Genomic DNA, 13,855 nt, shown 5'->3' on the forward strand with positions numbered 1-13,855 from the left:
GCATTGAATAGACCTGGACAGAACTGAAAGGAGACAGCGATGGAAACCGCGATGGAATTCACCACGTTGACCGTGAGCGTCGAGCGCCATGTCGCCACGGTGACGCTGAACCGCCCCGATGTGCGCAACGCCTTCAACGAGACCGTGATCGCCGAACTGAGCGGCGCCTTCCGCGCGCTCGGCGATACGCCGGAGGTGCGCGCCATCGTGCTGGCCGGGCAGGGTCCCGCGTTCTGCGCCGGCGCCGACCTGAACTGGATGAAGAAGATGGCCGGCTACTCGCACGACGAGAACCGTGCCGACGCGCTGCAGCTCGCGCAGATGCTGCATACGATCTGGGCCTGTCCCAAGCCGGTGATCGCGCGCATCCACGGCGATACCTATGCCGGAGGTGTCGGCCTGGTGGCAGCCTGCGATATCGCGGTCGCGGCCGACCACGCGCACTTCTGCCTGTCCGAGGCGCGCCTGGGGCTGCTGCCGGCGACGATCAGCCCGTACGTGATCCGCGCGATGGGCGAGCAGGCGGCGCGCCGCTACTTCATCACCGCCGAGCGCTTCGATGCGGCCGAGGCGCTGCGGCTCGGCTTCGTGCATGCGGTGGTGCCGGCCGACGCGCTCGACGCCAAGGTTGCCGAGCTGACCGCCGCGCTGGTCGCCAACAGCCCGAACGCGGTGCGCGAAAGCAAGCGGCTGGTGCAGGACATCGCCGGCCAGTCCATCGACGACGACCTGCTGGCCGATACCGCCGAGCGCATCGCGGCCATCCGCGCCTCCGACGAGGGCCGCGAGGGCGTGCGCTCCTTCCTCGAGAAGCGTAGCCCGTCGTGGCGGCCGGCCTGATGCTGGCGGTGGCGCCGGTGGCGCCGATGGCGTCGATGGTGTCGGCGACATCCGCGGGCTCGCCGGCGACGATGTGCGCAGATGCGCGCGCAGTACCGCGGGATTGCGGTTTCGTCGCCGATCTGGCCGGAATCTGACGTCAACACACCCATAACGCGCAACACCACGGCCGTTTGCCAAGCCCGCAAGGACCTTCCTACCATGCGTTCTCCCAATCCAGCCGCGTTCGCCGCACCGTCCGGGCCTGCCCGGGCTGGCGCGCGTACGGCTGGCCAACCATGGAGGACTCCCTTGCATACCCAGTCCTTGCACACCGCCCCCACCGATCCGCCCGCCGCGCCGGCGCGGCGGCACGGCGACGGGCTCGCCGCGCGCAGCCTGCGCGCGGTATGGCATCCCTGCACGCGCCTGCGTCCGGGCGGCGACCGGCCGCCGCTGGCCGTGGTCCGCGGCGAAGGGCCCTGGCTCTACGACGACGAAGGCCGGCGCCTGTTCGACGCCACCAGCTCGTGGTGGGTCAATCTGTTCGGCCACGCGAATCCCGCGATCAATGCCGCGCTGAAGGACCAGCTCGACACGCTCGAACACGTGATGCTGGCCGGCTGCACGCACGCCCCGGCGGTGGAGCTGGCGGAACGGCTGTCGGCGCTGACCGGCGGCGCGCTCGGCCATGCGTTCTACGCATCGGACGGCGCCTCGGCCGTCGAGATCGCGCTGAAGATGAGCTTCCACTACTGGCGCAACAGCGGACTGCCCGGCAAGCGCGAATTCGTCTGCCTGCGCCACGGCTACCACGGCGAGACGGTCGGCGCGCTGGCCGTCACCGATGTCGCGGTGTTCCGCGATGCCTACGATCCGCTGCTGATGCGCGCCCACGTGGCGATGTCTCCGGACGCGCGCCAGGCCGCGCCCGGCGAATCGCCGCGCGAGGTCGCGCAGCGCGCGCTCGACGAGCTCGAAGCGCTGTTGCAGCAGCGCGCCGCCAGCATCGCGGCGCTGATCGTCGAGCCGCTGGTGCAGTGCGCGGCCGGCATGGCGATGCACGACCCGGCCTATCTGGACGGCGTGCGCGCGCTGTGCGACCGCTATCGCGTCCATCTGATCGCCGACGAGATCGCGGTCGGCTGCGGGCGCACCGGCACCTTCTTCGCATGGGAGCAGTCGCGTGGCGGGGCCGCGCTCGGCGCGCAGCAGTGGCCCGATTTCCTGTGCCTGTCCAAGGGCATCAGCGGCGGCTATCTGCCGCTGTCGCTGGTGCTGACGCGCGGCGCAATCCAGCAGGCCTTTGTCGCCGACGAGCTGTCGCGCAGCTTCCTGCATTCGCACTCGTACACCGGCAATCCGCTGGCCTGCCGCGCCGCGGTGGCCACGCTGGACCTGTTCGCCCAGCACGACGTGCTGGCGATGAACCGGCAGCGCGCGCAGTGGCTGGCCGAGGGGCTGGCCGGCCTGGCCGCCGATGCGCGGCTGTGCCACGTGCGCCAGCGCGGCCTGATCTGGGCTGCCGATCTGCACGAACCGTTCGCCTCCGAGACCTTCGCCGCCGACTTCCATCGGGCCGCGCTGGAGCAAGGCGTGCTGATCCGGCCGATCGGCAACACGCTGTACGTGATGCCCCCGTACGTCTTCGACGCGCCGCTGGCCAACTGGCTCGGCGAGCGTTTGCTGGCCGCGCTGGACAGCGCGCTTGGCACCGTGACGGCGCCGGCCGGCTCGGGCAAGGAGGCGCGCCATGCTGCTTGATCGACTGAGCCAGGCCGCGGCCGAGCGCGAACGCCAGGCGCTGACCCGCAGCCGCCGTATCGCGCATACGCCGTGTGCCCCGCGGCAGACCGTCGGCGCCATGCTGCCCGACGGCAGCGAGGCCGAGCCCCGTTGCCTGCTGGGCTTCAGCAGCAACGACTATCTGGGCCTGGCCAACCATCCGGCCATCGTCGAGGCCTTCGCCGAGGGGGCGCGGCGCTGGGGCGCCGGCAGCGGCGCCTCGCATCTGGTCACGGGCCACGGTCTCGCGCATCACCGCCTCGAGACCGAACTGGCGCGCTGGTACGCCGACTCGATTCCGGAGGCGGCCGCGCTGACCTTCTGCACCGGCTACATGGCCAATCTGGCGGTGCTGACCGCGCTCGGCGGCGCCGATGTGACGCTGTTCTGCGAGGCGCTGAATCACGCGTCGCTGATCGATGGCGCACGGCTGGCGCGCGCGAGCGTGCAGCGCTACCCGCATGGCGATGCCGCCGCGCTCGATGCGTTGCTCGCCGCCAGCGCGTCGCCGCTGAAGCTGATCGTCACCGACGGCGTCTTCAGCATGGACGGCGACATCGCGCCGCTGGCCGAACTGCTGGCGCTGGCCGAGCGGCACGATGCCTGGCTGATCGTCGACGACGCCCATGGCTTCGGGGTGCTGGGCGAACGCGGCCACGGTGTGCTCGAGCAACTGGGCCTGTCGTCGCGGCGGCTGATCTATATCGGCACGCTGGGCAAGGCGGCCGGTGTCGCCGGGGCCTTTGTCGCCGCGCATCGGCTGATCGTCGAGCATCTGGTCAATACCGCGCGCACGTATATCTTCACCACGGCGGCGCCGCCGGCGGCGGCCCATGCGCTGCTGGCCAGCCTCGCGCTGATCGAGGGCGACGAGGGCGCGCAGCGGCGGGCGGCGCTGCGGCAGCGCATCGCCGAACTTCGGACCGGTCTGGCGCCGATGGCCGCGCGGGCCGGCTGGCAGTTGGCCGACAGCGCGACCGCGATCCAGCCGCTGATCGTCGGCGGCAACGCCGCGGCGCTGTCGCTGTCGGCGGGACTCGAGCAGGCCGGCATTCGCGTGGGCGCGATCCGTCCGCCGACCGTGCCCGAGGGCACCGCGCGGCTGCGCATCACGTTGTCGGCCGCGCACGGCCGAGGCGATGTCGCGGCCTTGCTGGCGGCACTGGGCACGCTCGCGGCACCGGCCAGCTCTACGTGCAAGGAGGCCGCATGAGCCGACTTCCCGCCTTTGCCTGTTTCGTCACCGGTACCGATACCGGGGTCGGCAAGACGCACGCCAGCGCGGCGCTGCTGCATGCGCTTGCCGCGCGGGGCCGCACGACGGTCGGCATGAAGCCCGTCGCGAGCGGCTGCGAGCTGCGCGACGGCCAGTGGCACAACGACGATGTCGCGCAATTGCGCGCGGCCAGCAGCGTCGACGTGCCGCTGGCGCAGACCTGCCCGTGGCTGCTGCGCACGCCGTGCTCGCCGCATCTCGCCGCGCAGGCCGATGGCGTCCGCATCGACGCCGAGCCGATCCTGTCGGCGTTTGCCGCGCTGCGCGTGCAGGCCGACGCGGTCGTGGTCGAAGGCGTCGGCGGCTTTCGCGTGCCGCTGGCCACCGGACCCGACGGCTGGGATACCGCCGACCTCGCGGTCCTGCTGGGCCTGCCGGTGATCCTGGTGGTCGGCATCCGGCTGGGCTGCCTGAGCCATGCGTTGCTGACCGCCGAGGCGGTACGCGCGCGCGGGCTGCGCCTGGCCGGCTGGATCGCCAACCGGATCGATCCGGACATGCTGCTCGCCGACGACAACATCGCCACGCTGCGGGACGCGTTCGACGCGATCGGCACGCCGTGGCTCGGCACGCTGCCCTGGCAGGTGCCTGCCGACCAGGCCGCGCGTTGCCTCGATCTGGCCGCGCTGCTCGACCCCACCCGACATCCCGGCGACGCGCCCTGCGAGCGCGCCGCCTGACAACAGAATTCGACCCGACATGACTACCATCGCCACCATTTCCGCCGATTCGCTGCGCCAGAGCGCACGCCAACAGGCTGCTCAAGCCGCTCGCGCCGACGCGGCCGATACCAACGGCAACAGCGCCCGCTGGACCGTCGACGCCGTCGCCGCGCTGTTCGCGCTGCCCTTCAACGATCTGCTGTTCCGCGCGCAGCAGGTCCATCGCGAGCATTTCGACGCCAATACCGTGCAGCTGTCGACGCTGCTGTCGATCAAGACTGGCGGCTGCGAGGAGGATTGCGGCTATTGCCCGCAGAGCGCGCACCACGATGCCGGCGTCAAGGCCGGCAAGCTGATGGCGCTCGACGAGGTGCTCGACGCCGCCCGCGCCGCCAAGGCCAACGGCGCCACGCGCTTCTGCATGGGCGCCGCCTGGCGCAGCCCGAAGGACCGCCATCTCGAACCGGTGATCGACATGGTCCGCGAGGTCAAGGCCATGGGCCTGGAGACCTGCGTCACGCTCGGCATGCTGCGCGCCGAGCAGGCGCAGCGGCTCAAGGAAGCCGGCCTCGACTACTACAACCACAATCTGGATACCTCGCCGGAGTTCTACGGCGAGATCATCAGCACGCGTACCTACCAGGACCGCCTGGACACCATCGGCCATGTGCGCGACGCCGGCATCAACGTCTGCTGCGGCGGCATCGTCGGCATGGGCGAGACGCGCGAGGCGCGCGCCGGGTTGATCGCGCAGCTGGCCAACATGGACCCGTATCCGGAGTCGGTGCCCATCAACAATCTGGTCCAGGTCGAGGGCACGCCGCTGGCGGGCACCGCGCCGCTGGACCCGTTCGAGTTCGTCCGCACGATCGCGGTCGCGCGCATCACGATGCCGCGCGCGATGGTGCGCCTGTCCGCCGGCCGCGAGGCCATGGACGAAGCGTTGCAGGCGCTGTGCTTCCTGGCCGGCGCCAATTCGATTTTCTACGGCGACAAGCTGCTGACCACCGGCAACCCGCAGGCCGAGCGCGATCGCGCGCTGCTGGGCCGGCTCGGCATCCGCGCGGAAGGACACGCGGGATGACGAGGGTGTCCGCGCCTGCCGTGCTCCCGTTGCCCCGCCCCGCGCGGGGACGACGGAGAGTGGCGGGCGGCGCGGACACCTGCAGCCAGCCGGTCGCCGTTCCCCATCAACAAGGAGGAGCCATGTTCACCAAGATCCTGATCGCCAACCGCGGCGAAATCGCCTGCCGCGTCGCCGCCACCTGCCGGCGCCTGGGCATCCGCACCGTCGCGGTCTATTCCGACGCGGACGCGCAGGCGCGCCATGTCGCCTATTGCGACGAGGCCGTGCATATCGGCGGCGCCGCGGCGCGCGACAGCTATCTGCGCGGCGACCACATCATCGAAATGGCGCGCGCGACCGGCGCGCAGGCGATCCACCCGGGCTACGGCTTCCTGTCGGAGAACGAGGGCTTTGCCGAGGCCTGCGCCGCGGCCGGACTCGTGTTCATCGGGCCGCCGGCATCGGCGATCCGCGCGATGGGCAGCAAGAGCGCGGCCAAGCAGCTGATGGAACGCGCCGCGGTGCCGCTGGTGCCGGGCTATCACGGCGAGGACCAGGACCCGGCGCTGCTGCGCCGCGAGGCCGACCGCATCGGCTATCCGGTGCTGCTCAAGGCGAGCGCGGGCGGCGGCGGCAAGGGCATGCGCGTGGTCGAGGACGCCGCCGGCTTCGAGGCGGCGCTCGCGTCGGTCAAGCGCGAGGCCAGCGCCAGCTTCGGCGACGACAAGGTGCTGGTCGAGAAGTACCTGACCCGGCCGCGCCATATCGAGATCCAGGTGTTCGCCGACACGCAGGGCAACTGCGTCTACCTGTTCGAGCGCGACTGCTCGGTGCAGCGGCGCCATCAGAAGGTGCTGGAGGAAGCGCCGGCACCGGGCATGACCGAGGAGCGGCGCCGCGCGATGGGGGAGGCGGCGGTCGCCGCGGCCAAGGCGGTCGGCTATGTCGGCGCCGGCACGGTGGAGTTCATCGCAAACCAGGATGGCTCGTTCTACTTCATGGAGATGAACACGCGGCTGCAGGTCGAACACCCGGTGACCGAGATGATCACCGGCCAGGACCTGGTCGAATGGCAATTGCGCGTGGCCGCCGGCGAGCCGCTGCCGCTGTCGCAGGACCAGCTGCGCATCGACGGCCATGCGCTCGAGGCGCGCATCTACGCCGAGAACCCCGACAAGCAGTTCCTGCCGTCGACCGGCACGCTGCGCTATCTGCGCACGCCGCCGGCGGTGCAGTTCATGCGCGGTGAAGACGTGCATGGCCCGGCCGGCGTGCGGATCGATTCGGGCGTACGCGAGGGCGATGCGATCAGCCCGTATTACGACCCGATGATTGCCAAGCTGATCGTCTGGGGCAAGGACCGCGACGAGGCGCTGGCGCGCATGCGGCAGGCGCTGGCCGCTTATCACGTGGTCGGGCTGTCGACCAATATCGCGTTCCTGCAGCGGCTGGTGGCCTCCGAGCCGTTTGCCGGAGCAGATCTCGATACCGGCCTGATCGCGCGCAACGAGGCCACGCTGTTCGCGCCGCCCGCACCGGTCGGCATGGAACTGATCGCGCTGGCGGTGGCGGCGCTGCTCGATGCCGAGGCGCGCGAGCGCCGCATCGATGCGGCGGACCCGAATTCGCCGTGGACCCATGCCGGGCCGTGGCGGCTGAACGCGGGCGCCCAGCGGGTGCTGCGCTTCACGCATGGCGCCGACACGCTGGAAGTCACGCTGCAGGCCGACGCGCAGGGCAGCACGCTGTTCTATGCCGACCAGGCCGCGCCGTTCCGCACGCATTGCGTGGCCGACGACGTGCAGGTCGACCTCGGCACGCGCCGCGCGCATGGCGAGGTGCATCGCGACGGCGACGTCTTCCATGTATTCGCCGGCGGACGCCATGTGTCGCTGGAATGGCAGGATCCGCTGGCGCATGCCGGCGATGCCGAAGGCGAGGGCGGCAAGCTGACCGCGCCGATGCCGGGCAAGGTGATCGCCGTGATGGTCGAAGCGGGCGCCACCGTCACGCGCGGCACGCCGCTGCTGGTGATGGAGGCGATGAAGATGGAGCACACCATCAGCGCCCCGGCCGATGGCATCGTCGGCGAAGTGCTGTATGGGGTCGGCGAGCAGGTCGGCGAGGGCGAGCAACTGCTCGGCTTCGAGGCGAAGGCCGGTTGAGCCTTCGGGGACGTGGCATGCGGCACTCGCGTTGCGAAATGCAAGAACCGCATGCCTTCCCGAAAGCCGGGCCGCGACCTCGCGTCGACAATCCCCCGATGCCTTGTCTCCGCGAGGCCGGTTCCCGGGGGCCCCGCCTGGCATCGAACCAACGGCATTGGCGCCCGCCCGCGTACCCCGGGCATGCGCCATCGGCACGTCGGCACCGGACCGCATGGCTTTGCGGCACGAGGAAATCCTCAATCGCACGTTTTGAGTTTCCCATGCCCCGATACACCATCGACGCCTGCGCACCGGCGCCATCCGCCGCCACCGCCGCCACCGCCGCCACCGCCACCGCCGCCACCGCGGCCACCGCGGCCAGGTCCGCGGTCACCTCCTCGACCACCGCCACCGCCGCCCCATCCCCCGAACACGACTTCGGCGTGTTCCGCTTCGACGGCTATGCCGTGTCCATCAGGATGGACGACCACGGCATGCGAGCCGAGCGGCTGGTCAAGCCCACCACGCTGTCCAGCCCGCTGCATGCGCTGCTGTACTGGTTGAAGACGCTGTGCAAGGCCGAGGGCGGCGCGTCGTGGTATCTGAACGAGCGCGACAGCAATGAGGTGATCGGACAGCGCTGGGCCGCGGACCGGCAACGGCATCTGCGATCGTTCACGACGCCGCCCCCGCCCCCGCCACCTCCGGCGATCGACCTGCCGGCGATGGCCTGGGCCGAGGCGGCCTGGACGGTCGTGCTCGGCTGCCTGGAGAGCCGCGATCGTGCCGCGCTCGGACTGGCCTCGTGGGGCATGCAGCAAGCGATGCAGGGCGAGCTCGCTCTGCATGCGGCGCTGGCCCGCACGCGCGGCCTGCGCACGCTGGCGGGCCTGCAGAAGGTTGCGGCGGACTACGGCCTGGACGCCGGCCGGCAGGCTGATCCCAAGCGGCCGGACAGGCTGGCGCCAAGACAAAAGGAGGCCCTCGTCGTGGCGCTTGCCGAGCGCATCCCGATGCTGGAAAGCGCTCAACGCGGTGCGGCGCTCGACTGTCTGTGCCGCCAGGCCGCGGGGCTGGAGGGCCGCAACGGGATGCGGGTACGCGCCGCGCTGCTGATGTCGCTGCCCAAGGAACAGCGGGAACAGGCGGCCGCCGTGCTGATGCCCGACAAGGCGGCCTATGCGGCGCTGATCCGGTCGCAGACGCCGCAGGAACAACAAGAGCGGCTTGTCGGCATTACCGAGGCCTTTCTGCACCAGCCCGGCACGGTAGGGGAGGCGGTCAGCCGCTGGGACCAACTGCTTGCCGATGCCCAGGGCGACCTGCTTGCACGGCCGGCCCTGGCGCAGCGGCAACTGTGCGCGTTGGCCGCATGCCTGAAGAAGATCGGAAGGCCCGGGGGGAACGGCGATCGCGAGCTGCCCGCTGTCGCGTTCGATCGCTGGCACGCGCTGCATCGGCAGCTGCCGGCCTTGCCTGCCACGGAAGCCGTCGAGCTCGCGTACGCGCTGTCCAGAAGCCTCGATCGTCTCGACGTCGACGGCATCGACCGCGCAAAGGCAGTGGCGTTGGTCGATGCCTGGCAAGCCAGCGTGAAGCTGACCTGCGAACAGCAGGTCAGGCTTCTCGCGCGGCTGGCGCACCTCAAACCGACCGATGGGCCGGCCGAACGCTGGTCGGCGGTGTGGGACCGTATCGAATCCGAGCAGCTTGGCCGCCTGGGCCCCCAGGCGGCGCGCGAGCTGGCATGGGTGCCGGCGCAACAGGGCTGGCAACGCGTGGTGGACTTCTGCATGGACCGCCGCAACGCATCGGCGGATCAGCGTGCCGATATGCTGCTCGCGCTGGTCCAGCTCGTCGATATGCGGCGGTTCTTCTACCGCCAGCTCGACGTCAAGGCATTGAAGCCGAAGCTTCACGAGGCCGCGCTGGACCTGATGAAAAGCGGTGGGCCCGTGATCCCGCTGCTGCGATGCCAGTGGCGGCCGAAGGCCGAGATCGCCGCGGCCATCCGGCAGCATCTTGACTGGCCAGATCATTGCCAGGCGCTGGTGCAATGGCTCGAGTACCGCGGTCATCAGGATGCGGCGGCGCACTGGAGCCTGCCCGACCTGCTCGCGCTGCAACCGGACCTGGCCCGGCTTGCCCGGCATATCGGCCAGCATGGCGGGCACCCGGCGCGCGAGGCCGGGCAGCGAGTGGCGATGGCGGTCGCCTCATGGGCCGATACGCAGGTCGCCGCAGACGGCAGGCAGGGGGAGTCGGGGTTGGCGCTGGCGGAAGCATTGCTGCCGCTGGTGGAAGGTACGTGCCGCGATGACGGCGGCGTCGCCACGCTGGCGCGGCTGGCGCAACTGGTCAACAGCCTCATGCTGGCGGCGAACGAGCAGCCCGGTATCGCGCGCGCCGGCCGCATCGACGCCTTGTTTGACGCGACGTGGGCGCTGGTGGATGCGCTCTCGCCCGCTGGCCGCCGCGCCGTGCTGGAAACGCTGATCGCGCTGAAGGAGCCGCTGCCGCCCAACGAGATACGCCGCACGCCGCAATTCTGGGCCGGCAGGACCTTGCTTCGGGCCGCCCGGGCCATATCGGACGACATGCCGGGCCGCGCCGTTCTGCTGGTGGGGCTGGCGAAGGCCGAGTACATGCTCGATGGCCAGAACAACGTCGGCGCCCACTTCGGCCGTGCGCGAATGCAGATCCACGCCATGACGGTCGCGTTGCCGGACAGCGAGTTCGCGGTGGCCGCGCAGCGCCTCGCGCTATGGTTCTCCAGCCGGCCAGCCGACCGTGCCGAGGCGCACGCCTGGGACAAGGCGAAGTCCGCTTTCGTCGCCCGGGTACGAGGCCTGTCGGTGGAACATATGGTGGCGCGCCAGCGTATCGAGTACTGGATGCAGCCGGACTGACAGGGGATCCGGCGATTCGGCCGGCCTGCCCGGGCTGTGCGGGCTGTGCGGGCGCCGGTCCGACAATGACGGAGTCTGAGACAATACGCCGGGACAAGACCAAAGACGTGGAGAAGCGATGAAGCTGCAGTTGTACGTGCCCGATGGCCGCTATGCGCCGTGGATCGAAGGGTTTGCGCAAGCCCTGCCCGAGGCGCAGTGCGTCACCTGGGAAGAGAGCCAGGGACAGCCGGTCGACTATGCGGTGGTCTGGCGCCCGCCGCTGGAGATGCTGAAGGGACGCCGAGACCTGAAGGCGGTGTTCAATCTGGGCGCCGGCGTCGATGGCATCCTGCGGCTGCGCGACACCGATCCCGAAGCGCTGCCGGCCGGGGTGCCGATCGTGCGGCTCGACGACGCCGGCATGGGCGCGCAGATGGCCGAGTACGTGACCCACGCGGTGCTGCGCTATTTCCGCCGGCTCGACGACTACGTGGCGCAGCAGCAGGCGGGCACGTGGAAATTCCTCAAGCCGAACCGGCGCGCCGATTTCACCATTGGCGTGATGGGCGTCGGCACGCTGGGCGCGCAGATCGCCCGCACGCTGGCGTCGTTCGGCTTCCCGGTGCGCGGCTGGAGCCGATCGCCGAAGACCGTCGACGGCGTGCAGTGCCATGCCGGCGAGGCCGGGCAGGCCACCTTCCTCGACGGGCTGCGCGTGCTGGTCAACGTGCTGCCACTGACGCCCGAAACCGAGAACATCATCGACGCGGCGCTGCTGAACCGGCTGGCCAAGGGCGCCTATCTGATCAACGTCGCGCGCGGCCCGCACCTGGTCGAAGAGGACCTGCTGGCCGCGGTGCAGCAGGGCCAGATCGCCGGCGCGACGCTCGACGTGTTCCGCACCGAGCCGCTGCCGCCGGAACATCCGTTCTGGCGCGAGCCGCGCATCACCATCACGCCGCATATCTCGGCGCTGACGCTGCGCGAGGACAGCATCGCGCAGATCGCCGACAAGATCCGCGCGCTGCGGGCCGGCCAGCCGATCGCCGGCGTGGTCGACCTGCAGCGCGGCTACTGAGCGGCGCACCACATAAAACCGGACCGCCGCCGCGAGCGGCGGCCACCACCAGACGAGGAGCAGCGATGAACCAACCCAACTACGTGAAGATCGTCGAGGTCGGGCCGCGCGATGGCCTGCAGAACGAGAAGGCGATGGTGCCGGCCGACACCAAGGTCGCGCTGATCGATCGGCTGACCGAAGCGGGCTTCGTCAATATCGAGGCGGCTTCGTTCGTGTCGCCCAAATGGGTGCCGCAAATGGCGGACGGCGCCGAGGTGATGGCGCGCATCCAGCGCCGGCCCGGCACGCTGTATTCGGTACTGACGCCGAACATGAAGGGCTTCGAGGGCGCGGTCGCGGCGGGCGCCGACGAAGTGGTGATCTTCGGCGCCGCCAGCGAGGCCTTTTCGCAGAAGAACATCAATTGCTCGATCGCCGAATCGATCGCGCGCTTCGAGCCGGTGGCGGCTGCCGCCAAGGAAAAGGGCATCCGGCTGCGCGGCAGCATTTCGTGCTCGCTGGGCTGCCCCTACCAGGGCGAGGTGCCGGTCGCCGCGGTGGTCGACGTGGTCCGCCGCATGCGGGACCTCGGCTGCGACGAGATCGACATCGCCGACACCATCGGCGTCGGCACGCCGGCCCGCGTGCAGGAAGTGATGCGCGCCGCCGCCGCCGAGTTTGCGCTGGACCGCCTGTCCGGCCATTTCCACGACACCTATGGCCAGGCGCTGTCGAACATCCTCGCCAGCCTCGACGTCGGCATCCAGATCTTCCACGCCTCGGTAGCCGGCCTCGGCGGTTGCCCCTATGCGAAGGGCGCGACCGGCAATGTCGCGACCGAGGACGTGCTGTACATGCTGCATGGCATGGGCGTGCGCACCGGCATCGACCTGGAGCAGGTGGTGCGCGCCGGCGATTTCATCTCGCAGGCGATCGGCCGCGCCAACAACTCGCGGGTCGGCCGCGCGCTGCTGACCAAGTGGGCGGCCGACCAGGCCGAAGGCAATGCCGCGGCCTGCGTCTGAAGCCGTCTTGAGCCGTCCGAAGCCAGTCCGATCCAGACAAGAAACCACAACGCGCGGAGACCGAAGCCCGATGCAGAACCTCGCCCGACCCTTGTCGTTGTCCGAAGGCACCGCCGCCGAGGCTGCCTTGCCCGAATCCGCCCGGCGCGTGGCGCGCCTGCTCGCCGAGCTGGGCCATGACAAGCCGATCGTGATGCTGCCGTCGACCGGCAAGACCTCGGCCGAGGCCGCTGCCGGGCTGGGGTGCTCCGTCGCCGAGATCGCCAAGTCGATTGTCTTTCGGCGGCTCGACGACGACGCGCCGGTGGTGGTGATCGCCAGCGGCAGCAATCGTGTCGACGAGGCCAAGGTCGCCGCGCGCGTCGGCGCGCTCGGCAAGGCCGATGCCCGCTTCGTTAGGGAAAAGACCGGCTATGCGATCGGCGGTGTCTGCCCGATCGGCCATGCGGTCGCGCCGGTGATGCTGCTCGATCGCGACCTGTTCCGCCATGACAGCCTGTGGGCCGCCGCCGGCCATCCGCACGCGGTGTTCAACCTGACCCCGCAGCAACTGCAGGCCATCACCGGCGCGGAAGTGGCCGACGTGGCGCAGGAGGGTTCGGCATGAGCCCCGATCTGAAACCCGGCCTGGCGTTCACCTGGCGCTATACGGTGCCGCCCAAGGCCACGGTGCCGAATCTCTACGACGATGTGCCCGGCTGTCCCGAGATGCCCGACGTGCTGGCGACCGGCTATATGGTCGGCATCATGGAGTGCGCGTGCCTGCAGATGCTGCGTGAATACCTGGACTGGCCACGCGAGCAATCGCTCGGCACGCTGGTCAGCTTCACGCATCTGGCGCCGACGCCGGCCGGCATGACGATCACGGTCAAGGGCGTGCTGACGGCGATCGAGGGCCGCAAGCTGCGTTTCGAGTTGTCCGCCTGGGATGGCGAGGACAAGATCTCCGAAGGCGTGCATGAGCGCCATCTGATCGACGCGGCGCGCTTCAACGACAAGGTCGCCGCCAAGCGCGAACGGGCGGCCGCCGCGCCAAGGTAGATCGGCCGCCCCAAACGCTTGGGTTTGCCGCCGTTTTGGCAAGCAGCCATGTTCGGCATGGGAACAATACCGTGCAGGTCCGC

General features: G+C 70.3%; 11 protein-coding genes. All 11 read left to right on the forward strand.

What is annotated here, in order from left to right; translation table 11 throughout:
• The first annotated feature begins 51 nt into the window (after window positions 1-51).
• A complete protein-coding gene (locus FOB47_RS10735; RefSeq protein ID WP_053822941.1) occupies window positions 52-840 on the forward strand; it encodes an enoyl-CoA hydratase/isomerase family protein in 789 nt (262 codons plus the stop codon).
• 306 nt (window positions 841-1,146) lie between these two features.
• Window positions 1,147-2,583 carry an adenosylmethionine--8-amino-7-oxononanoate transaminase gene (gene bioA, locus FOB47_RS10740; protein WP_390884848.1) on the forward strand — a complete coding sequence of 479 codons (1,437 nt, stop codon included), beginning with the start codon at window positions 1,147-1,149 and terminating at the stop codon, window positions 2,581-2,583.
• Window positions 2,573-3,817 (forward strand): 8-amino-7-oxononanoate synthase, encoded by a 1,245-nt coding sequence (gene bioF, locus FOB47_RS10745; RefSeq protein WP_174781048.1) that lies wholly within the window; start codon window positions 2,573-2,575, stop codon window positions 3,815-3,817. The genes bioA and bioF overlap by 11 nt, the downstream gene beginning before the upstream one ends.
• The gene (gene bioD / locus FOB47_RS10750; RefSeq protein WP_174781049.1) at window positions 3,814-4,560 is read left to right on the forward strand and encodes a dethiobiotin synthase; all 747 of its coding nucleotides are present in this window, start codon (window positions 3,814-3,816) and stop codon (window positions 4,558-4,560) included. The genes bioF and bioD overlap by 4 nt, the downstream gene beginning before the upstream one ends.
• A 19-nt stretch (window positions 4,561-4,579) precedes the next feature.
• Window positions 4,580-5,626: a biotin synthase BioB gene (bioB, locus tag FOB47_RS10755; RefSeq protein WP_174781050.1), complete on the forward strand. Its 1,047-nt coding sequence runs from the start codon at window positions 4,580-4,582 to the stop codon at window positions 5,624-5,626.
• Window positions 5,627-5,748: 122 nt separating this feature from the next.
• Window positions 5,749-7,773, forward strand: coding sequence for an acetyl/propionyl/methylcrotonyl-CoA carboxylase subunit alpha (locus FOB47_RS10760; protein WP_174781051.1), 2,025 nt, complete (start codon window positions 5,749-5,751; stop codon window positions 7,771-7,773).
• A 263-nt stretch (window positions 7,774-8,036) separates the two neighbouring features.
• The gene (locus FOB47_RS10765; protein WP_174781052.1) at window positions 8,037-10,664 is read left to right on the forward strand and encodes a hypothetical protein; all 2,628 of its coding nucleotides are present in this window, start codon (window positions 8,037-8,039) and stop codon (window positions 10,662-10,664) included.
• A 118-nt stretch (window positions 10,665-10,782) separates the two neighbouring features.
• Entirely contained in the window at window positions 10,783-11,724 is a 942-nt protein-coding gene (locus tag FOB47_RS10770) for a 2-hydroxyacid dehydrogenase (RefSeq protein WP_174781053.1), read from the forward strand.
• Between the two features lie 65 nt (window positions 11,725-11,789).
• Entirely contained in the window at window positions 11,790-12,731 is a 942-nt protein-coding gene (locus FOB47_RS10775; protein ID WP_053820889.1) for a hydroxymethylglutaryl-CoA lyase, read from the forward strand.
• A gap of 70 nt (window positions 12,732-12,801) precedes the next feature.
• A complete protein-coding gene (locus tag FOB47_RS10780) occupies window positions 12,802-13,338 on the forward strand; it encodes a YbaK/EbsC family protein (RefSeq protein WP_174781054.1) in 537 nt (178 codons plus the stop codon).
• A complete protein-coding gene (locus FOB47_RS10785; protein WP_053820890.1) occupies window positions 13,335-13,772 on the forward strand; it encodes a thioesterase family protein in 438 nt (145 codons plus the stop codon). The genes FOB47_RS10780 and FOB47_RS10785 overlap by 4 nt, the downstream gene beginning before the upstream one ends.
• Window positions 13,773-13,855: the final 83 nt, after the last annotated feature.

Origin of the sequence: Cupriavidus gilardii (genome assembly GCF_013347325.1) — a bacterium.
Lineage (GTDB): Bacteria > Pseudomonadota > Gammaproteobacteria > Burkholderiales > Burkholderiaceae > Cupriavidus > Cupriavidus gilardii.